Origin of the sequence: Campylobacter sp. RM6914, from assembly GCF_004803835.1 — a bacterium.
Lineage (GTDB): Bacteria > Campylobacterota > Campylobacteria > Campylobacterales > Campylobacteraceae > Campylobacter_A > Campylobacter_A californiensis.
On record NZ_CP012545.1, the window covers coordinates 795,262 to 815,657 of the forward strand.

General features: G+C 34.3%; 20 protein-coding genes. 10 read left to right on the forward strand and 10 right to left on the reverse strand.

The window, feature by feature from the left end; all coding sequences use genetic code 11:
* Positions 1 to 60: 60 nt before the first annotated feature.
* The 10 genes from CCAL_RS04185 to mog are packed head-to-tail and all read left to right on the forward strand — an operon-like array spanning position 61 to position 10,970.
* Positions 61 to 1,167 carry an MlaE family ABC transporter permease gene (locus tag CCAL_RS04185; protein ID WP_228026759.1) on the forward strand — a complete coding sequence of 369 codons (1,107 nt, stop codon included), beginning with the start codon at positions 61 to 63 and terminating at the stop codon, positions 1,165 to 1,167.
* On the forward strand, positions 1,164 to 1,904 hold the full coding sequence (locus CCAL_RS04190) for an ABC transporter ATP-binding protein (protein WP_170017000.1): 741 nt from the start codon (positions 1,164 to 1,166) through the stop codon (positions 1,902 to 1,904). The genes CCAL_RS04185 and CCAL_RS04190 overlap by 4 nt, the downstream gene beginning before the upstream one ends.
* On the forward strand, positions 1,904 to 2,830 hold the full coding sequence (locus CCAL_RS04195) for an MlaD family protein (RefSeq protein WP_170016998.1): 927 nt from the start codon (positions 1,904 to 1,906) through the stop codon (positions 2,828 to 2,830). The genes CCAL_RS04190 and CCAL_RS04195 overlap by 1 nt, the downstream gene beginning before the upstream one ends.
* A 1-nt stretch (position 2,831) precedes the next feature.
* Complete coding sequence (locus CCAL_RS04200) at positions 2,832 to 3,392, forward strand: ABC-type transport auxiliary lipoprotein family protein (protein WP_170000157.1); 561 nt, start codon at positions 2,832 to 2,834, stop codon at positions 3,390 to 3,392.
* Positions 3,393 to 3,431: 39 nt separating this feature from the next.
* Complete coding sequence (locus CCAL_RS04205; protein WP_170016996.1) at positions 3,432 to 4,856, forward strand: COG3400 family protein; 1,425 nt, start codon at positions 3,432 to 3,434, stop codon at positions 4,854 to 4,856.
* Positions 4,857 to 4,911: 55 nt separating this feature from the next.
* The gene (gene aroB / locus CCAL_RS04210; protein WP_170016994.1) at positions 4,912 to 5,952 is read left to right on the forward strand and encodes a 3-dehydroquinate synthase; all 1,041 of its coding nucleotides are present in this window, start codon (positions 4,912 to 4,914) and stop codon (positions 5,950 to 5,952) included.
* Positions 5,949 to 7,538, forward strand: coding sequence for a mechanosensitive ion channel domain-containing protein (locus CCAL_RS04215; RefSeq protein ID WP_170016992.1), 1,590 nt, complete (start codon positions 5,949 to 5,951; stop codon positions 7,536 to 7,538). The genes aroB and CCAL_RS04215 overlap by 4 nt, the downstream gene beginning before the upstream one ends.
* Entirely contained in the window at positions 7,535 to 8,779 is a 1,245-nt protein-coding gene (gene mtaB, locus CCAL_RS04220) for a tRNA (N(6)-L-threonylcarbamoyladenosine(37)-C(2))-methylthiotransferase MtaB (protein ID WP_236860504.1), read from the forward strand. The genes CCAL_RS04215 and mtaB overlap by 4 nt, the downstream gene beginning before the upstream one ends.
* Entirely contained in the window at positions 8,766 to 10,421 is a 1,656-nt protein-coding gene (locus CCAL_RS04225; RefSeq protein WP_170016988.1) for an AAA family ATPase, read from the forward strand. Before mtaB ends, CCAL_RS04225 begins: the two co-directional genes overlap by 14 nt.
* Positions 10,422 to 10,430: 9 nt before the next feature.
* Positions 10,431 to 10,970: a molybdopterin adenylyltransferase gene (gene mog / locus CCAL_RS04230; protein ID WP_170016986.1), complete on the forward strand. Its 540-nt coding sequence runs from the start codon at positions 10,431 to 10,433 to the stop codon at positions 10,968 to 10,970.
* A 53-nt stretch (positions 10,971 to 11,023) separates the two neighbouring features.
* Here the strand turns inward: mog and CCAL_RS04235 are convergent, their stop codons facing one another.
* The 10 genes from CCAL_RS04235 to CCAL_RS04280 form a co-directional block, all read right to left on the reverse strand.
* Positions 11,024 to 11,767, reverse strand: a complete 744-nt coding sequence (locus tag CCAL_RS04235; protein ID WP_169938460.1) for a glycosyltransferase family 2 protein — start codon at positions 11,765 to 11,767, stop codon at positions 11,024 to 11,026.
* Positions 11,764 to 12,537, reverse strand: a complete 774-nt coding sequence (locus CCAL_RS04240) for a polysaccharide deacetylase family protein (RefSeq protein WP_172285065.1) — start codon at positions 12,535 to 12,537, stop codon at positions 11,764 to 11,766. Before CCAL_RS04240 ends, CCAL_RS04235 begins: the two co-directional genes overlap by 4 nt.
* A complete protein-coding gene (locus CCAL_RS04245; protein WP_170015994.1) occupies positions 12,534 to 13,517 on the reverse strand; it encodes a glycosyltransferase in 984 nt (327 codons plus the stop codon). Before CCAL_RS04245 ends, CCAL_RS04240 begins: the two co-directional genes overlap by 4 nt.
* On the reverse strand, positions 13,514 to 14,569 hold the full coding sequence (locus tag CCAL_RS04250; protein ID WP_172285066.1) for a glycosyltransferase: 1,056 nt from the start codon (positions 14,567 to 14,569) through the stop codon (positions 13,514 to 13,516). Before CCAL_RS04250 ends, CCAL_RS04245 begins: the two co-directional genes overlap by 4 nt.
* Positions 14,566 to 15,537, reverse strand: a complete 972-nt coding sequence (locus CCAL_RS04255) for a glycosyltransferase (protein ID WP_169936013.1) — start codon at positions 15,535 to 15,537, stop codon at positions 14,566 to 14,568. Before CCAL_RS04255 ends, CCAL_RS04250 begins: the two co-directional genes overlap by 4 nt.
* Complete coding sequence (locus tag CCAL_RS04260; protein ID WP_169936010.1) at positions 15,534 to 16,223, reverse strand: polysaccharide deacetylase family protein; 690 nt, start codon at positions 16,221 to 16,223, stop codon at positions 15,534 to 15,536. Before CCAL_RS04260 ends, CCAL_RS04255 begins: the two co-directional genes overlap by 4 nt.
* A 110-nt stretch (positions 16,224 to 16,333) precedes the next feature.
* Positions 16,334 to 17,536, reverse strand: coding sequence for an O-antigen ligase family protein (locus tag CCAL_RS04265; RefSeq protein WP_170015998.1), 1,203 nt, complete (start codon positions 17,534 to 17,536; stop codon positions 16,334 to 16,336).
* Positions 17,533 to 18,615, reverse strand: a complete 1,083-nt coding sequence (locus tag CCAL_RS04270) for a glycosyltransferase family 4 protein (RefSeq protein ID WP_170016000.1) — start codon at positions 18,613 to 18,615, stop codon at positions 17,533 to 17,535. Before CCAL_RS04270 ends, CCAL_RS04265 begins: the two co-directional genes overlap by 4 nt.
* Positions 18,612 to 19,502, reverse strand: coding sequence for an ELM1/GtrOC1 family putative glycosyltransferase (locus CCAL_RS04275; RefSeq protein ID WP_170016158.1), 891 nt, complete (start codon positions 19,500 to 19,502; stop codon positions 18,612 to 18,614). Before CCAL_RS04275 ends, CCAL_RS04270 begins: the two co-directional genes overlap by 4 nt.
* Positions 19,499 to 20,377, reverse strand: coding sequence for a lysophospholipid acyltransferase family protein (locus CCAL_RS04280; RefSeq protein WP_169936002.1), 879 nt, complete (start codon positions 20,375 to 20,377; stop codon positions 19,499 to 19,501). Before CCAL_RS04280 ends, CCAL_RS04275 begins: the two co-directional genes overlap by 4 nt.
* Positions 20,378 to 20,396: the final 19 nt, after the last annotated feature.

Consider the following 20,396-nt stretch of genomic DNA (forward strand, 5'->3'; position numbering starts at 1 on the left):
TGCTTTTATAGGTTTTAAAGTAAAATTTAAAACCTAATTATCGCATTTTAAGGAAAATTTTTGTCAAACTCACAAAGTATCGTTTTTACAAAAAACCAGAGCTTGGCTAAGCTTATTTTTAAAGAAGATGTGAGCTATAAAGATGCGAAAAATTTACGACCTATTTTTTTAACATTATCAAAATTTAACGGCGATATCGAGATAGATATGACGGAGCTTGAAAGGGTGGATTACTCCGTTTTGATCCTACTTAAGAATAGCATTAAAAACAAAAAATACGATATAAAAGTTAATAATCCAAAAATCAAAGCCATGTTAAATTTAGTCAATGATAAAAATATCGACACAAGTTATTTCCCCGCTCAAAACAAGCTAAATTTCTTCGCTCGTTTAGGTGAGAAAATTTGCGACGGAATTTTAAATTTATTGGAATTTTCTGCATTTTTGGGTGAATTTATCATCAAAACTCTTAAAATTTTAATTAACCCCACTCAGCTTAGGTTTAAAGAATTTAGTAACTACATAAAAGACGCCGGCGTAAATGCCGTGTTTATCGTATCTTTGACCGCATTTTTGATAGGTGTAGTACTTGCTTATCTTGGAAGTTCCATGCTTGCAAATTTTGGAGCAAGCATATTTATAGTTGAGATAATGGGAATTTTGACTCTTCGTGAGGTCGCTCCGCTTATTGCAGCTATCGTAGTTGCAGGTAGATCGGCATCAAGCTTTACTGCTCAAATAGGCGTTATGAAGCTAACCGAAGAGATAGATGCGATGAAAACGATGGGCTTTAAACCGTTTAATTTTCTAGTTCTTCCTCGTATTATAGCTATGGTTTTGTGCCTGCCTGTGATAATTTTTATCACTGATGCGGTTAGTATATTTGGGCAGATGTTAGTTTGTGAAAATTTGCTAGATATAAGCTTTAACGACTATCTTGCTAGGTTTAAAGATATGATCGAAATTCGGCATTTTGTAGTCGGTATGATAAAAGCACCGTTTTTTGGTGCAGTCATAGCGATAATTGGCTGCATGAGAGGGTTTGGAGTAAGTCAAAGCGCTCAAAGTCTTGGTGAGATGACTACGATAAGTGTTGTAAATGCGATATTTTGGGTTATAGCGCTTGATGCGTTTTTTGCGATAATTTTTATGTGGTTAGAGATATGAGAGATATTATTAGGGGTGAAAATATCACGACAAGTTACGGCGAACGTATAATGCACGATAATGTCAGCTGGAGTATCAAGGAGGCTGAAATTTACGGCTTTTTGGGTGGTAGCGGTAGCGGCAAAACAACACTTATGAAGACGATGATATATTTAAAAGAGCCAAATTTGGGCGATATCTACTTTGATGGCGTAAATATGTGGAAAAGTGATATCGCAACACAAGCTAAGATAAAGCTTGAAAGCGGGACGATGTTTCAGTTTGGTGCGCTTTATAGCTCTATGACGATACTTGATAATGTCGGTGTTATGCTGGTTGAATACTCTAAATTTAGCAAGCGACAGATAGATGAGATCGCGATGTTTTGGATACAAAAGGTAGGCCTTAAAAAAGAGGCGGCTTCATTATATCCAAGTGAGCTTAGCGGTGGTATGAAAAAACGTGCTGCACTTGCGCGAGCTCTTGTGCTTAGCCCTAAAGTTTTATTTTTAGATGAGCCAAATAGCGGACTTGATCCCGTTAGTTCACGTCAAATGGACTCTCTTGTAAGGGATTTGAGGGATTCGCTTGGGCTTACGGTTGTTATGGTTACTCACGATGCAGACAGTATCTTTGATATACTTGATCGTTTTTTGATAATAGAAAATAAAAAAATCGCCTTTGAGGGAACACTAAGTGAGCTTGAAAAAGCCGATCGAAACCCTCTTGAAGAGTTGTTTAAATCAAGGAAAAAATAATGGAAAATAGAAATTCCTATACCATAGTCGGTATGTTTTTTATAACCTGCCTTAGCGCACTTGCCGTATTTATCTGGTGGATGACAAATAACGACACGAAGCTTGATTATGTTAATTACTATATAAGGACAAACGAGCTTCCAAGCGGTGTTAAGGCTGACTCTTTGGTTAAATTTATAGGAGTTCCCGCAGGAAGTGTTAGTAGGATCGACTTTGTAAAAGATAGCAGTGCTTTAATCGAAATAACACTAAAGATTAGAGATGATCTACCTATTAAAAAAGACAGTGTGGCAAGTATCGAGCTTCATCCTATAAGTGGAGTTGCAACGATAAACATAAGTCGTGGAACACAAGACTTTAAAAAGGATGAACGTTTGGTTTTAGAACTTGAGGCTAGTTTGTTTTCAAAGCTTGGAAATAACGCTCAAAATATCACAGAAAAGCTAAGTCAAAGCCTTGATAAGCTTGATAATTTCTTCTCTGATAAAAATATGGCCCACTTACAGTCGATCCTTGAAAACATCGATGCGTTCACTAAAGAGCTAAATGATAAAGAGAGCATGGCAAATGCAAAAGTCATGGTGGAAAATTTAAAAAACATAACATCCGATTTTGAAAAAGCACAGATAAAAGAACTTGTGTCAAATTTAAACGGGCTTGTTGACAGTTCAAATTCTTTTGTGGTTTCTGCTGACAAAAATGCGAAAGAATTTTCCTCTTTGCAACAGCTGTTAAGACAAAAGCTACAAGACGGCGAGTATGACCTTAAAAATGCGCTAAGCCCAACCATGCTTGAGGCGACTAAATTTCTAAGTGATTTTCAAAAAACATTAAGAGAATTTAGAGGTGCGCTTTATCGTTTGGAAGATAACCCTTATGAATTTTTCTTTAAAGATGTAGAAAATAAAAAACAAAATGGAGAGTGAAATGAGAAAATTTACATTAGCCCTTGTATCTTTGATAATCTTAAGCGGTTGTTCGATAAAAACAACGGTTGCGCAACCGGATATGTATGAAATTTACTACTCAAACAAGGAGTGCAGGGCAGTTAAAAATGCTTCTAAAAATATCTACATAGATAGCGTAAGTGCGCTTGATCTAGTAGATAGTAGGAGAATTTTAATCGTTGCCGAAAATAATAAGATAAGATACTTAGACGATGCAAAATTTGTAGCTATGCCAAGTGAGATGATATACAAAGCGCTTGTGAAAGGGGTTTACTCAAACTGCGGTCTATCTCCTGTTTTTGCACCAGGCACAAATGACAGCAGGCTAAAGGTAAATTTAATCTCACTTCAAATAAGAGGCGATAAGGCTGAAGTAACGATGGCCTATGAACTGTTTAACGCCTCAAGATCGATAAAGTCAGGGATAATAAACAAAGAACTTTTTTGTCCGGATCCTAGCTCAAAAACAGTATTTGAAACTATAAACAAAACCGTCAATATAGCGATCGATACGCTTTTGTCTGAAATTGTGATAGATTAAGTCCGTTTTGCTATAATGCCGCCTTTAATGGGAGTATTTATGAAAAAAATTTTAATAATAGCAGACGGAATACTTGCTGAAAATTTTATTAAAAGACTTTTAAAAGCAAAGTCCGTATCTCATCACTATACGATCGTTATCGAAAAAAACGGGATCATATCAGATGATATGAATCTTGAAAATTTTAGTTTTTATTATTTTGATCCGACAAGCTTTTCTAAGCTAAAAGGTGTTGCTGATGGCTATTTTAGTCAGTTTCTAATAGTCATGCAAAACAAAGCCGATGCATTTGCTGCTTATGAAAATTTAAGAAAAATAAGTACTAGGACAGAGCTTGTTTTTATGAATATATGGGAGCTTACAAAAGAGGAAAAAGAGCGCATAAGCTCGGATAAGCATTTGGAATTTGAAGATGTAAGGGAGATCGTCTCTTCTCGCTTGATGGACTGTATGCCTGATGTTCCTGTTTTGGCTGACAACATTGGTCTTGGCGAGGGCGAGATAATGGAAGTAAAAGTGCCTATCGGCAGTGCATATATGTATAGGCATATAAATGCCATTCAGCAAAAAAGGTGGAGAATTTCGCTTGTTTATCGTATGGGCGAGATAATACTTCCAAAGCCTAGCGTGATGATACAGCCAAACGATACGCTTTTAATAGTTGGCGATCCTAACGTTTTGCAAAATGTTTATCGCTCTATAAAACGTGAGCCGGGACAGTTTCCAAGCCCTTTTGGAAACAATATCTATACGATAATAGACATGCATGAAATGAGTAAAGAGCGAGTTGCAAAGCTTATAGAAGATAGCTTGTTCTTAAATTCTAAGCTAAATAATAAGCGCTTGATACTTAAGGTTTTAAATCCGACTTTGGGCAAAAATTTAGATATGCTAAAAAGCATAAAAGATAAAAAAATAAGCGTTTTGTTGGATTATTTCTCACAGGATCTAGCTTATATAAAACAAGAAATTTTTAAATTAGATGTCGGTATGATCGTTAGCGATGATGAGTATTTCTTTAAATTTCAAAAATTTTTCTACTCGCTAAAACTACCTGTTTTAAAGACGGGCAAGCTAGACTTAAAACAGGTAAAAGAGGGTGTTATACTTGGAGAAGAGAGTCAAGAGATCGAAAATCAATCCGCCGTCATAATGGACTGTTGCGCGCAGCTTAGTCTTGATATGAAATTTTATCATTTTGATAGCCAAAATAGCGATAAAGACGCTTTGACAGAGCATTTTGAAAGTATAAGCAACCTATTTTCAAGACGTATAACCATAGAGAGTAGCAAAGACAAAAATCCTATCATAGCTTTAAAAAAAAGCAAAGATCTGTTGCATTTTGTGGTGTTTAACGAAAATATCGTTACCTCAAGCCCTTTTGCCTTTATGTCAAGAGACATGAATAGACTTTATAAAAAATTAAGTAACAATGCACAGCTTTTTGTGCCTACAAGTGTGTAAAATTTACTTAAATTTGAAAGAATTTGGCTAAAATATCCATAAATACGGAGTAAATATGCAAATAGATTTAAGATTAAAACAAAAAGAGCATGACTATAAGGTTTATATAAATGAGCTTGAGCGCATAGAGCTAAAAGGAAAAGTTGCGATCGTAACTAATCCAAAAGTCGCGGGACTTCATCTTAAAAGACTTCTTGATGTCTTAAAGTGCGATGATTATTTTATAGTTACTGTTCCTGACGGCGAAGAGTATAAAAATTTAACTACGGTTGAGAGCATCTTAGAGCAATTGTTTACAAGCCGTCTTGATAGAAGTAGCACGCTAATAGCTTTTGGTGGTGGCGTAATAAGCGACATGGTGGGTTTTGTGGCTAGTATTTATCAAAGAGGGATAAAATTTATAAACATCCCAACCACTCTTTTATCTCAGGTTGATGCAAGTGTAGGCGGAAAAACCGGAGTAAATAATAAATTTGGAAAGAATTTGATCGGCTCTTTTTATCAGCCAGAAGCGGTTTACTGTGAAAGTAAATTTTTACAAACATTAGCCAAGCGCGAGTTTAGTGCAGGCGTAGCTGAGGCTATCAAGATGGCTGTAACATTTGACAAAGAGATGTTTGAGTGGCTCGAAAATGCTGACTTAAACGATGAAAAAAATTTAGCAAATTTAATATATAAAGCAGTTGGCATAAAAGCAAATGTTGTTATGGACGACGAGAAAGAAAAAAGCGTAAGGGCTGTTTTAAACTATGGCCATACATTTGCCCATGTAATAGAAAACCAAACAAACTATAAAACCTATCTTCACGGAGAAGCTGTTGCCATCGGTATAAACATGGCAAATGCTCTTGCTTTGCACTTGGGTTTAATGAGTAAAGAAGAGGTTGAAAGAGTTAAGAGGCTCTTGTTAAAATTTGACTTGCCGACAAGCTATAAGATAAATGACGAAGAACTATTTTGCGACGCATTTTTCCTTGATAAAAAGAGTGAAAATAGCAAGATAAAATTTATCCTTGCAGACGGCATTGGAAATGCGGTTATAAAAGATAACATATCAAAAAGTGATGTTTTAAAAGTTTTAAGAGAATTTAAATGAAATTTTTAGTTGTTTTATTTTCTATTTTTGTTTTTGCTTGTGCGGAAGATAACTCCACTATATCCGTTCAAGACTCTGAAATTTCACTTAAGATCACTGAAGTGCAAAAACAAATAGACGCCATAGACGGCTTGCTAAAAGGTAATGCGTGGATAACTAGATACGCAAACTACAACACATACCAAAAATTGCTTTCTGAGTTGGAAGAAGGCGAAGCTGCCATAAAAAAGATGGATAAAAATTCTCGTAAGACTAGCGATACTGCAAAGAGGATAGAGACCTTAAAAGAGCAGGTAAATTTACTAAAAGAGTATGAGAAGACACCATTTTCAGCCATGCTTGCTGCACCTGAAGTAGAAAATCCACCACGTATCATAAACCCGATCGCTCTTATCTCAGGGTTTTCTTATATTAAAAAAGTAAAAACAAATAAAGACGAATACTCTCGTCATATACTTGAACTTGACATGGTTTTATCTAGGCTTGATGAGAAAGAAAAGCTTTTAGTTGCTATGCTTGATCTTGATAATAGTGAGGAGAATAGAAATTTACTCTATTCAACAAGACAAGAAATTTCAGAACTAAGCGCAGCAAAACAGATCGCACAAACGACATTTAGTGTATATGGCAAAAGAGCCGACGAGGCGATAAGTATAGCTACAAATGATATAAAAGCGCAATTTTTTAGCATGTTAAATATCACGATTTGGTTGATAGCAACGATCATACTTTCGTTCTTGGCTAAATTTATAGCCAAAAGAACGATAACTGATAATGAGCGTTTTTATACGGTAAATAAATTTCTAAACTTTTTAAACGTTACGCTTATTATACTTATACTTTTGTTTGCATATATAGAAAACGTAACTTATATCGTTACTGTGCTTGGTTTTGCGTCAGCTGGTATTGCTATTGCTATGAAAGATATGTTTATGAGTATGCTTGGCTGGATGGTGATAATGTTTGGTGGCTCGATACACGTTGGAGATAGGATAAGAGTGCTACATAACGGTTCTGAATTTACTGGTGATATTATCGACATCTCTCTTCTTAGGATGACTGTTTTTGAGGATGTAACATATACGACATATAAAGTAAATCGTCGTGCAGGACGAATCGTCTTTATACCAAATAATTATATATTTACCGATCTTATCGCAAACTACTCTCACTACGGCATGAAGACTGTTTGGGATGGCATAGATATCGTGCTTAGCTTTGATAGTAACCATAAAAAAGCTGTCTATATAGCAAAAAGTATAGTTAGAAAATACTCAAAAGGATATACCGATATCGCAAAGCGCCAAATGACAAAATTACGCAGTCAATACAGCATAAAAAATCCAAACGTAGAGCCGAAAGTTTTTACTTTTTTTGAGCCTTACGGAGTAAATATCTCAAGTTGGTATATGACAAATTCATACGCAGCACTTGCTCTTAGAAGCACGATAAGTGCCGAGATCATAGACGCTTTTAACAAGGAGGATGATATAAAGATAGCTTACCCTACGCAAACCATGTATCTAAGCAAAAAACAAGACCCAAGCCCACATAGCGAGCTTGAAAATGAAAGTAGTTGGATATAATGCAAAAGGTGTTTTTTAAAACATTCGGTTGTCGCACAAATATCTACGACACTGAGCTTATGAAAAGATACATCAAAGACTATGAGATAACAAACGACGAAGATAGCGCAGATATTGTTATCATAAACTCATGCACTGTAACAAATAGCGCAGATAGTGGCGTAAGAGCTTATATAAATAGTGTAAGAAGACGTGGTGCCAAGGTTGTTTTAACAGGTTGCGGAGCTGTTAGCAAAGGCAAAGAGCTGTTTGATAAAAATGGAATTTTTGGCGTGATAGGAGCTAGTGAAAAAGCAAATATAAACACGCTTTTAAATTCGCAAGGTAGATTTTTTGAGCTTGGAAATTTAAAGTCCATAGACAGAGATATCGTTACAAATTACGAAAATCACACAAAAGCTTTTATAAAAATTCAAGAAGGTTGTAACTTTTCTTGTAGTTATTGCATAATCCCTAGCGTGCGTGGTAAAGCACGTAGCATGGATGAGCAAAATATCTTAAACGAGGCTAAAATTTTATCTCAAAACGGCTATAACGAGCTTGTTTTGACAGGGACAAATATAGGCAGTTACGGCAAAGATACAGGCAGTTCGCTTGGCGCTCTTCTTGCAAATTTGGGTAAAATTTCAGGCATTAAGCGCATCAGGCTTGGTAGTATTGAGCCAAGCCAGATAGATGATAGTTTTAGAGAAATTTTAAACGAGCCGTGGCTAGAAAAACATCTTCATATTGCACTTCAACATACAAGCGAAAGAATGCTTCGTATCATGCGCAGAAGAAATGAAGCCTTGCGTGACTTGGAATTATTCTATGAGCTTAGCGAGCTTGGATTTGCGCTTGGAACGGATTATATAGTCGGACATCCCGGCGAGAGTGAAGAGATATGGGATGAAGGGCTTGAAAATTTCAAGAAATTTCCGCTTACTCATCTGCATGCATTTGTTTATTCACCGCGTTTTAATACACATTCGGCAACTATGAAGGTGGACGTTAGTGGCGATATAGCTAAAGTCAGGTTAAATACACTAAAAGAGATAACAAGGCAGAAAAATTTAGAATTTAGAAAGCAACATAAAGTAGAACTTGGCGTTTTGGTTGAACAAAAAAACAATGAATTTTACGAAGGATTTGATCAGTTTTATAATAAAATTAAGATCAAATCAGAACGCGATATATCAAAAGAGTGGCTTTGGCTTAAGGATTATGAGATAGAAGAGGAATTAAATTATGCAAAAATTTAATTTTAAATTTAATAAAAAAAATATAGTAGTCATTGTTTTGATTTTGCTACTTTTGCTTATAGGATTTGCACTTTTAAAAGAGCCAAAAACGATAAGATATGATGCTTATAGCGCGCTTCTTGACGGAGACTTTATCGACAAAGCAGTTATAGAAGATAACGAAGTAATAATCTATGCACAAAACAATAAATATAAAATCATAAAAGACGGCATAGACGTAAAAGAACTCATAAAAAAGGTGCCGATAGAACAAAAGGAAAGATACATATCAGTGAGTGAAATTTTTACTATTTTTATAGTTTCTTTTGTGCTTTTCTTTGTAATGTTTTTGTTTGTTAGATTTAGAAAAAAAGAGTTAGAACAAGAAAAAAAGCCTGTTTATGATGTCGAAAGTGTTGTAAATTCTTTTGGCGTTCCTGTTATATCAAACGTGAAATTTAGCGATGTGGCAGGCATTAGCGAGGTCAAAATAGAACTTAGCGAGATTGTCGATTTTCTTAAAAATCCACTAAAATACAAAAGCTTTGGTGTAAAGATGCCAAAGGGCGTTTTGATGGTTGGACCTCCTGGAGTAGGTAAAACTTTAATTGCAAAAGCTGTAGCAGGAGAGGCAAATGTGCCGTTTTTTTATCAAAACGGTGCTAGCTTTGTTCAAATTTATGTTGGAATGGGTGCAAAACGCGTTAGAGAGCTTTTTTCAAAAGCTAAGATGTATGCACCGTCTATTATCTTTATCGATGAGATAGATGCTGTCGGCAAGAGTAGGGGAGGCAGTAGAAACGATGAACGTGAAGCTACGCTAAACCAGCTTTTAACCGAAATGGATGGTTTTGAAGATAACTCGGGCGTTATAGTCATAGCTGCAACAAACCGCATGGAGATGATAGATGAGGCGCTTTTAAGATCCGGAAGGTTTGATAGGAGGATTTTTCTTTCTATGCCTGATTTTAAGGATAGGGTGGCGATACTTAAAGCATATCTTAACGGAAAAAGCTGCAATGTCGACGTAAATGAGATAGCTAAAATGAGTGTAGGATTTAGCGGAGCGGCTCTTTCTACCTTGGTAAATGAAGCTGCTATAAGTGCGCTAAGGCAAAATAAAACAAGTATAGATATATCAGACTTTGAGGCTGTTTCAAACAAGGTTTTACTTGGCAAAAAGAAAATCCTAAGCTACTCCGAAAGCGAAAAAAAGATACAAGCTGTTTATCAGGCGGCAAAGGTGTTAAGTGCGTATTGGTTTGACGTTGGATTTGAAAAAATTTCTTTAGTAGAGGATCGTTTTATAGGCGTTGAAAGAGAGATAGAGTCAAAATCCCAAATGTTAGCTCGTATCAAGGTATTTTTATCAGGCAGATGCAAGCTTGAGCTTGATCAAAATGATCTGTTCTCAAATTCTAAAAATGATCTAAATTTAGCAAAAGATATCGCTCAAAAAATGATCTTTGAATACGGAATGGGGAGCTCCTTTGTTCCAAATCAAATGGATGTCGAGCAGATACTTTTGCAAGCAAAAGAGGAAGTGGTAAGCTTTTTAAAGGGTGTTGATACGCAAATTGAAGCTATAGCCGAATATCTTTTAAGCTATGAAACGATAGATAAAGATATGGTGGCTGAAATTTTAAATAAAATTTATAAATAGGAAGATTATATGAAAGTAAAAATAGGAATTTTAACACTTAGCGATAGGGCGAGTGACGGAACATATGAGGACAAATCAGGACCAGCTATAAAAGAAGTGCTTGGTGAATGGATAGTAAGCGAATGCGAGTATTTTTACGAGGTTATACCAGATGAGCCCGAACTTATCAAAAAGCGCCTTAAATATATGTCAGACGAGCTTGGATGTAGTCTTATCTTAACAACAGGCGGAACCGGTCCTGCAGTGCGAGATGTAACTCCTGAGGCAACTGAAGATGTATGTGAGAAGATGATGCCGGGCTTTGGGGAGTTAATGAGAGCGGCAAGCTTGAAATATGTCCCAACGGCAATTTTATCAAGGCAGACTGCCGGCATTCGCGGTAAATCTTTAATCATAAATTTACCGGGTCAGCCAAAAGCTATAAGAGAGTGCCTTGAGCCGATATTTCCTGCTGTGCCATACTGCATAGACCTTATCGAAGGGGCTTTTATCGAAACAGATGAAAATGTAATGAAGGTATTTAGACCAAAACAAAAGAAAATTTCTTAAATATTTTAGTGCCTATTTGTTAGGCACTAATTTTTGGTATTTTGATTTATATATTATTTTTTAAGTATTTCAAATTCATAAAGCTTTGCTTCTTTTAAAAAAGCATAAAAAGCCAAATTTATGGACACTATCAAACCTTTTTTGCCATTTAAAAAATTTCGCCTTATAAAATATGATTTAAAAAATGCAATGGGCAGCAAGAACGCCAGTTTTAAAAAAGATGACTTTTTATTTTTTTCAAATTTTTCAACCGCCCTTAAACCAGAGTAGCTATTTATCTTATTTATATGAGTTGAAATTTCATTACTTCCGTAGTCATATATAAAATTTTTACTTTTTTTGACCCTACCATTAAAATTTATACTCTCATGCACTAGCTTTTTAGGGTAGCTTCCCATATCTTTTTTAAAAAAGCGTATTCGTTTGATAAATCTACCATATTTATTAAAAGAGCCTAGATACATACTTGATATCAGTACTTCTATCCCGTCAGCATCGTTATTTACTATAGTTTGCTCTATCTCATTTTTTAGTCCAGATGATAGCTCTTCATCCGCATCTAGATTTAGCACCCACTCATTTTTACATAAATTTTTTGCATACTCTTTTTGATCAGCATAGTCAGTAAAATCTCTATGATAAATTTTATCCGTGTAGCTTTTAGCAATATTTAAAGTATCATCCGTACTGCCACTGTCCACGATGACCACCTGATCAAAGTCCTTGACGCTTTCAAGTACTCTTCTTATATGTTTTTCTTCGTTTTTACATATGATATAGACCGAGGCTTTTATCATAGTTTATTCCTTACTTTATGAAATTTCAGCCAAAAGTCAAAAAAGCCCTCAGTGCCAAGCACACCGATACGTTTTATCTCAAATTTATCATCACCGGCCTTAAACACACCTCGTTTTACGATAGTAGCATTTTTATATCCAGCATTTTTTGTGAGACGAACTATATCATCGTTGTATTTGCCGTAAGGATAAGCAAACGCCTTGCACTCTTTTTTAGTTATGTTTTCTACTGCTTGTTTTGATTTTATCAGTTCGTCTTTGACCTCTCCTAGGCTCGCACGTTCTAAATTTAGATGTGACATCGTATGTGAGCCAAACTCCACTATATCACCCATCTTTAAAATTTCATTACCGCTTAGCATACGAGATATATATTTTGTATTTTTTTGCTCCCAGTGGTTAGTCTCTTGGTTTGGCACTAGATAAATAGTCGCTTTAAAGCCATGCTTTTTAAGTATAGGATAGGCGTTTGTGAAGTTATCAGCGTATCCGTCATCAAATGTTATGCAAACGGATTTTTGTGGAAGCTCTTTGAGATCGCATAACTCACTTATCGTGTAGCTTGCAAAGCCATTTTTGCCTAGCCATGATATTTGTTTCTCGAAATCCTCAGGCTTCACACGCCACTTATCAAATTTTTCGCCCTTATGCTCAGCTATACTATGGTACATAAGCACTCTAGCATGATAAAAGCTCTCGCTTTTGCGCCACCAGTTAAATCGGAGTGAAAAACCGATAAAAACAGCTAAAATTACTAAAATCCAAATCATTTTATCAAACCCCTATATGCATCCATATATTTTTGCACCATTTTTTCTATACTATACTCATCTTTTCTAGTTTTAACTTTTGCAAATACATCCACAAAATGATTGTAATTATTATAAATTTCTGTAAGTTTATCTGCCAATGATTCTGCTGTATTTTTAAAAATAAGCTCATCTGGCAAAATTTGAGCACAAATTCCAGTTTTAGTTGAGATAAGAAGCGGAGAATAATAAATACCATCAATAGCTGTTAGTCCATATGGCTCAAATACTGAAGCAATAATCTGAATATCACAACTAGCCAAATAATCTTGTAAATTATCCACAAACCCAACAATGCTAACTTTATTTTCTAAGCCCAAATCACTAATCTGTTTTTCAAGCTCTGCTCTTTGTTCGCCTTGTCCAAAAATGCTAAATTTAAAATCAAAATCCAAAAGCGAAACAGCCTTTATGATGGTTTGCATACCTTTAACAGGATCAAGTCTTGCCGCAGAAACTATATGAAAAGTATCTAATTTTAGCATAGGATTTGTCTTTTTTTCATACATACCGTTTTTGATAATTATAGAATTTTCTTTTAGTATCTCTTTCGTATCCTCAAGTATCGCCACACAAAGATCAGCTTTTTCGTATCTTTTTTTTGCTTTTAGTGTATGTTTTGTGGCGATGATAGGTATTTTTTTAGACATAAAAAGTCTTGCATTATACATTATCTCAAGCTCTTTTGTATTGTGGCAGTGGATTACATCAGGGGAGATTTGTTTTAAAATTTGAGCTGTTTTATATAAAAAAAGTGGATTATATCTATTTTGTTCAAAGTCAAATTCCACCAAATTTACACTATCGTTTATATATGGTTTTATCTTCTTTTGTGTTAGCAAAAATACTTCATTGTCTTTTGACATCTCATTACAAATATCCACACAAACCTTTTCAGTCCCAGCAAACTGCACCCAGTGAAGTGTGTGTAAAATTTTCATATCAGCTCTCCATTTTTATAGATATACTCACGCCACTCGTAGCCTTCACTGAAATTTTCATTTTGCAGTGCTTCTATCATAAATTTTGCTACCCTTTTTGCATTTGCTATTTTTAGTGTCTTTTCTTGTCCATTTTTTGCTATATCTTTAAATTTATCGTCTTTCAAATACTCTTTTATTTTATCAAAACAATCATCAGGACTTTCAAAATAAACTATCTCTTTTTTATCCTCATAAAGCTTCCCAAAACCATCTATCCTAGGGCTAAAAGTGCAAACTCCACACCCCATAAACTGCGCCATCCTATCGCTAGCACCTAGTAGCTTCTTTGCATTTTTACTTTCAAGCTCATCATCTCTATTAAAATTTATAGCTATCTTTGCACTATTAACAGCCTCGTGAAACCCACTGCCAAATACATCTTTATTGCCAAGGCTTGCATAAATTTTATGATTTATACCATTGTTTTTGCAAAAATCATCAAGAAGTGTCGCAAATTTATATCTCACATCCTCTTTATAGTCTCTCGCTATATATATCACATCAGTAGTTTTTGCTGTGTCTTGGTGTCTATCAAACGCACCATCTGATATGTTTGGGAAAAATGAAAATTTTGTATCTTTATATTTTAGACTTAGATCTTTTAATGGCAGGGCGTTTGCGTAAAAAAATGTATCCACTTCATTTAAATTATTAAAGAAATTTTGATTTTCTTTTAGATGATCCACGTACCACTGTGCTATTTTTAGATTTGGAAGCTCTTGTTTTATGGTTTTTAGAGTTTGCCTATCTATCTTTTCAGCCTTACCAAGAAGCAAAATATCAGCCTTTAAATTTTTACAAATTTGTATAAGTTTATTATTCATCTTTTTTAAGCCACTATTTTTTATACCTAAAAATCTTAAATTTCGCTCCCAATCTCGGTAGCTAAAGTCATATACAAAGTGTCCATTTTGTATAAGTCCGTGTGATATTTTTCTCTCCATACCATAAAAGAAATTTCCATCATCATATTCGTTAAATATACTACAATGCACTATTTTAAGGCTCATTTTACCTCCTTGTAATACTCTTTTAATTCATATAAATACTTCTCAAAACTAAGTTTTTCTTGCATAGGTTTTGCAAATTTTAAAAACTCATCTTTATAAAAGCCGTAGTTTTCTTTTATCTCTTTTAGTTTTTTATCACATTCGTTTATATCAAATAAAAATTTAGGCTCGAGTATCTCTTTTATCCCGCCAACATCTGTTGATATAAGTAAATTCGAGTAAAATATACCCTCTAAAAGCGTGTTTGGTAGCCCCTCGCTACGCGATGATATGATTTGCATACCTGAGCCATTTAAAATCTCTTTTATATCATCCCTAAAACTTAAAAGCTCGACTTTATCGTTTAATTTTAGACCATTTATGAGATTTTTTAGGTTTTGCTCCTCTTTTCCACTTCCGACAATGTAAAGTTTATACTCAAAATTTAGCTTTGAAACAGAGCTGATAAGCTCAGCAAATCCTTTTATGGGATCAAGCCTACCCACGCTTACCATACTAAACTTATCAGTTAGTTTCTTTGGCACAATATCTATTTTTTTGATACCAAAGTATATGACTTTACTCTCATTTTTTATCGTATTTGCCACCTCTTTTGAAACAGCTAAGACATTTTTGGTTCGGTTAAAAATTTTACCTTTTCTTATATTATGTTTTGTGGCTACAAATTTTTTATTTAAAAATTTATTTATGATATAAAATATCTGCGTCGCCTTTGCTCCATGTGTATGGATAAGCTCGTAGTTTTTGGCTATTTTTGCTATTTCTAGATACAAAAATGGATTATACCTTTTATCAAAACTTTGATACTCATAGAGCTTTACATTTTTGCTAAGCTTATCTTTAAAAGAGCAGTTTTTTGGTGTAATAAGAGCCACTTCATCGGTTTTGCTAAGTTCGTTTAGTGTGTTTATCACGATATTTTCTACACCACCAAAGATATTTGAGCAGATAAAGTAGCAAATTTTCATCTATCTCGCCCCTTTTTTATCTTTAGTATAAAATTTAAAATCCCACCCCTACCGCTAATCATAATACGTGGTATTTCATGATTATTATAGCTTGATTTATATACGTCATTATGCGTAGTAGTGGCAAATTTATAGTGTTTTTTGGCTATCTCCACGCTACTTTTATCAAAGAAACCAAATGGATAGGCAAAAGTCTCGCATTTTATGCCAAATTTTTTCTCGATTTCTTGCTTTGAAATTGACATTTGAAGCTCTTTTTCGCTATCGCTTAGACTTGGTAAATTTACGTGGTCAAGTGTGTGCGAGCCTATCTCTGCAAGTCCGCTATCGAGCAAAATTTTAACCTCATCATCGCTTAGCATCTCTTCATTATTTAACTCACTACTTGACTTTGCGGTATCTCTATCGTGAGCCCAGTCGCGGTTAAAACGATTTGTAACGATAAAAATATTTGCCTTAAAGTTATACTTTTTAAGAAGCGGTAGTGCGTTTGTTAAGTTGTCTTTATAACCGTCATCAAATGTCATAATTACTGATTTTTCAGGTAGTTCGCTTGAAATTTCACTTAAAAAATAGCTTTTAAATCCATTTTCCTTAAGCCAAGCAAGTTGTTTTTCAAACTCTTTTGGCTTTACACGAAGTCTATTAAATTTTGAAGCGTTTTTTGGCAAATGTTCACTTATCATGTGATACATTAATACTCGTGGATATTTTAAGTCGATATCAGCTCTCCACCATGCAAATCTGAGTGAAAAAATAGCAAGTCCCACAATAATTAAAGCAAAAACAACATATATCAAGCAATAATCCTATCTTTTAATCCTATAAAACAAAAAACAGTAACATAGCTTAAAAGCTCTTTTGTGTTAAATAAGCCATAGTCAAACTGACAAACAACAAAAGCAAAAATAAAAAAGCCAATAACCTTAGTATTTTTTGTTTTTACTAAATGTATAAAAATAGCTAAATTTAGACCCATAAAGGCTATAAAACCCAATGAGCCAGTACTATAAAGTAGCTCCATTATCATATTGTGCGGTGCAGAGTAGTTTGGATTTGTTAAATATGGAGCATTTGGAACAAATCTAAAACTATCTATACCCCAACCAAAAAATGGTTGTTTTAAAAACATCTCATAGCTATACTGCCATATACCAAATCTATGGCTAGAGTTTCCTTGCACTAGTGTTGAAAATCTATGCTGAAGGCTATCTGAAAAATAATACAGCACAAGTACTCCAAAACAAAATAAAAGAGCAAAATAAAAATACTCTTTTTTAAATTTTTTTATATTAATAGCCACGTAAAATAAAGTAGCTGCACTACTAGCCACCCATGCTGAGCGTGAAAAAGAAAAGATGATTAACAGTGCAAATATACTAAGCAAAACAGCCTTAAAAGCGGTATTCTTTAAATAGAATAGAATAATAGTAAAGCCTATGCCCATCATTAAACCAAACCCATTGCGATTACGTAAAAATCCTTCCAGACCATACCTAGAGTTTTTGTAAAAAAATATATTTTGGTAATTTGTTATAATCTCGTATAGTCCCGCAGACGCAAGAAAACAAACACCTATAATACAAGAGTAAAGAATAAATTTTTCACTAAAGTTATATATTTTAATGAAGTAGCATAGGGCTAAAAATATAAGAGCAAACCGTAAAACAAAATAAACTATAATCTTCCAAGATTTTGGCCCTAAAACATCTGTGTTTAAGGCATTTGATATAGCCATAACCAAACAAAGCAGAACAAACAAAACCAAGTATATTTTTTGTTTTTTTAAAATTTCTATAACGGTATTATAATTTTTATAATAAACAACATGAGATACAAAGACCAAATTTATAAGAATCCAGCTACCTTGATAGATGGCATTGTCAAAAGGCATTGATAAACACCAAAGTATAAGAGAAAACAAAAAAACAAATTGGAATTTTGATATATTTTTTATATCTGTAAAAATTTCATTTTTATTCACGCCAAAGATATTCATTTTAAAATTTCCTTATAAACTTTAACCGTTTCTTTTACCATATTTTCTAAGTTAAATTTCTCTTTTATGTAATTAAATCCATCAAATTTAAGCTCGCGCGCCAAGAGTATCTTTTTAGAAAGTTCCACCTCATCTAGTGGCTCAAAAAAGTAGCCATTTTCTCCATCTTTTATGATGTCTTTCACACCGCCGTGATTACTAGCTACTACCGGGGTATTAAGAGCGATGGCTTCAGCCACGCTTCTACCAAAGCTTTCAGGTTTTAAGGTCGCACTCACCACCACATCACTTAGTTTGTAAATTTTAGCTACTTCGCTAATACTACCTAAAAATTTTACATTTTTATCAAGTCCAAGCTCGTTAGTTAGCGCCTTAAGTTTGTTAGAATACTCCTCTTTTTTGGGATGTGCTCCACCTGCCACTATGAGGCAGACACTGCTAAATTTTTGCTTTAGCAAAGCGGTCGCTTTTAAAATGGTCTCGATATTTTTTATCTGTGTTATGCGTCCAACAACACTTATAACAAGCTCGCTTTCTATCTTAAACTTATCTCTTAAAGTTCTCTTATCGGCTAAATTTTTAGGATCAAAGCTGGTAAGATCAACACCGCGAAAAACAACCGATATTTTATCATTTTGCACATTAAAATGTTTTATAATATGCTCTTTTACGGCGTTGCTTACGCATATTATCTTATCGGCATCCGTCATTATCTTACTGTAAAAATTTGGTGTATTTATACCGTGAACTGTGCTTACTATATTTAGATTTAGTCCGATTTTAGCAAATTTTAAAAGCCAAGCAGGCACACGTGAGCGAACATGCACGATATCAGGCTCTATCTCTTTTAAAATTTTTCTAAGCTTTAAAACTCGTTGGATCATAGTGAGCAAATTTTTACTATAAACATCAGCCGTTATGTGCGTTACGCCGTTTTTTTCTATCTCGCTTACCAGCTTTCCACCACCGCTTATCACGTATGATTTTATGTTATATTTGTTAAATTCGCGTGTTATCTCAACTACACCACGCTCCACTCCGCCCTCATTTAGCTCAGGTAAAAGCTGAACTACTTTCATATATTTATCTCTTTTAAAATTTTAGCTAAATTTATCTTTTCGGTTTTGGCAAACACCTCGTTTTTTTGATAAATTTCAACCAGTTTTTTATCTTTTAAATTTTGTATGAAATCATCAAATTTATTATGCTCGTCTTTTCTCTCAAGCTCCAGTATGACTACATTTGCGTTAAGGTTACACACGGCTTCGCTTATCATGGATACGGAGTCGATGGTGATAAATACGTATTTGCAGTGTTTTAAAAAGTCATATATTGGATTTATCTTGTCTTCAAGATAGCTTACAAAAAAGTTAAAATTTTCTTTTTTTAGCGCGCTTTCTATCTCTTTTGGAGTTCGCGGAGATGTTGTAATAAGCGCTTCATAGTCACTAAATTTAACCCTTATCTTTTTTATGGTTTTTACTATCTCTTCACTCATGACAAAGCTTTTGTTGCTACCGCCGATGATAAAACCTATCGCCTTTTTTTGAGGGGTGTAGTAGTTTGTTGGCTTTAGATAGTTTAAATTTACAGGCAATATGGTCGCATTTTTGGCATGAAAATTATCATGATGTGTGCAAAATACAATATCAAAGTCATTTCTAAAACCTTTTGGAGCCATTAGTGCTACGTTTTTTGCTTTAAATTTTCTTGCAAAATATTTATTAGCATAATACGTCGTAGAGCCAGCCGAAACAACTATGTCAAAATTTTGAAATTTCAAACTGCCATAGTTAAAAATAGGCAGATATATACGCAAAAAATCAAGCAAATAACTTAAAAATTTAAGCCATTTATATGAGAATTTGATACGTAAGATCTCAAATTTATATCCTTTGAGTTCGCAAAATGCCACACTTTGGCTTTCATGTCCAGCTCTTGCATCGCTGATGATAAGAGCTCTCACATTTTCCACCTATTATGCATCCAAAACCACTGTGCAGGATCAAGCCTCACAACCTCTTCAAATATATCGTTTATTTGTTGTGTTATAAATTTAGTATCATGCTCACTATCGCCGTTTAAACCACTTTCATCAAAATTTTTAACGATAATCTCATATCGTCCATCATCTTTTCTTATTGCAAAGATCGGTATTATAACTGGATTAAATTTTAATTTAAGCTGTGCGATAGCTTTTGACGTTAAGCACTCTCTTCCAAAAAAGGTTGACGGAATGGAATTTATGGCTCCTGGTTTTTGGTCTATCAAAATCCCTGCATGGTATCCTTTTTTAAGAAATTTTACCATTTTTATCATTGCGTTATCTTTTGTGGCTAGTGCGTTACCAAATTTAGTGCGAGATGGCGTTGTGATATTTTTTTCTATAAGTAAGTTATTGCCTTCTCTGCCCACAACAACTAGTTTGTAGCCGTTAAAACCAAAATAATGCGCCAAAGCTTCCCAGTTGCCAAAATGAGCCGTTGTGAACAAAACCGGGCGATTGCCGTTATCGCAAAGGCGGTTTACGGTTTCTATCGCCTCTTTGCCGTTTATGATAAGCTCGTCAAGCGTTTTTTTGTCATTATATAGTAAGAGGCTCTCGCAAAGTGTTTTACTAAGGCTTGTGAAGTTATTTTTAGCTATATTTTCTATCTCTTTTTGTGTTAAATTTGTATAGGCAAGACGTAAATTTTTAATGGCTAGTTTCCGTCTTGATCCAAGTGTGTAATATAATAATACGGCAATAAATTTAAAAAATTTATATGAAAAAGAAATAGGGCAAATTTTAGAAATTTTTATAACCAATACAGCCAAGAAATACTCAAATTTTTCTCTCAAAATTCACCTTTATTTAAAT

Coding starts and splice junctions, on each gene's coding strand:
- mog (WP_170016986.1), top strand. CDS start 10,431: ATGAAAGTAAAAATAGGAATTTTAACACTTAGCGATAGGGCGAGTGAC.
- CCAL_RS04255 (WP_169936013.1), bottom strand. CDS start 15,537: ATGAAAATTTGCTACTTTATCTGCTCAAATATCTTTGGTGGTGTAGAA.
- CCAL_RS04260 (WP_169936010.1), bottom strand. CDS start 16,223: ATGATAAGTGAACATTTGCCAAAAAACGCTTCAAAATTTAATAGACTT.
- CCAL_RS04190 (WP_170017000.1), top strand. CDS start 1,164: ATGAGAGATATTATTAGGGGTGAAAATATCACGACAAGTTACGGCGAA.
- CCAL_RS04270 (WP_170016000.1), bottom strand. CDS start 18,615: ATGAAAGTAGTTCAGCTTTTACCTGAGCTAAATGAGGGCGGAGTGGAG.
- aroB (WP_170016994.1), top strand. CDS start 4,912: ATGCAAATAGATTTAAGATTAAAACAAAAAGAGCATGACTATAAGGTT.
- CCAL_RS04205 (WP_170016996.1), top strand. CDS start 3,432: ATGAAAAAAATTTTAATAATAGCAGACGGAATACTTGCTGAAAATTTT.
- CCAL_RS04215 (WP_170016992.1), top strand. CDS start 5,949: ATGAAATTTTTAGTTGTTTTATTTTCTATTTTTGTTTTTGCTTGTGCG.
- CCAL_RS04265 (WP_170015998.1), bottom strand. CDS start 17,536: ATGAATATCTTTGGCGTGAATAAAAATGAAATTTTTACAGATATAAAA.
- CCAL_RS04240 (WP_172285065.1), bottom strand. CDS start 12,537: ATGATTTGGATTTTAGTAATTTTAGCTGTTTTTATCGGTTTTTCACTC.
- CCAL_RS04200 (WP_170000157.1), top strand. CDS start 2,832: ATGAGAAAATTTACATTAGCCCTTGTATCTTTGATAATCTTAAGCGGT.
- CCAL_RS04235 (WP_169938460.1), bottom strand. CDS start 11,767: ATGATAAAAGCCTCGGTCTATATCATATGTAAAAACGAAGAAAAACAT.
- CCAL_RS04225 (WP_170016988.1), top strand. CDS start 8,766: ATGCAAAAATTTAATTTTAAATTTAATAAAAAAAATATAGTAGTCATT.
- CCAL_RS04195 (WP_170016998.1), top strand. CDS start 1,904: ATGGAAAATAGAAATTCCTATACCATAGTCGGTATGTTTTTTATAACC.
- CCAL_RS04250 (WP_172285066.1), bottom strand. CDS start 14,569: ATGAGCCTTAAAATAGTGCATTGTAGTATATTTAACGAATATGATGAT.
- CCAL_RS04245 (WP_170015994.1), bottom strand. CDS start 13,517: ATGAAAATTTTACACACACTTCACTGGGTGCAGTTTGCTGGGACTGAA.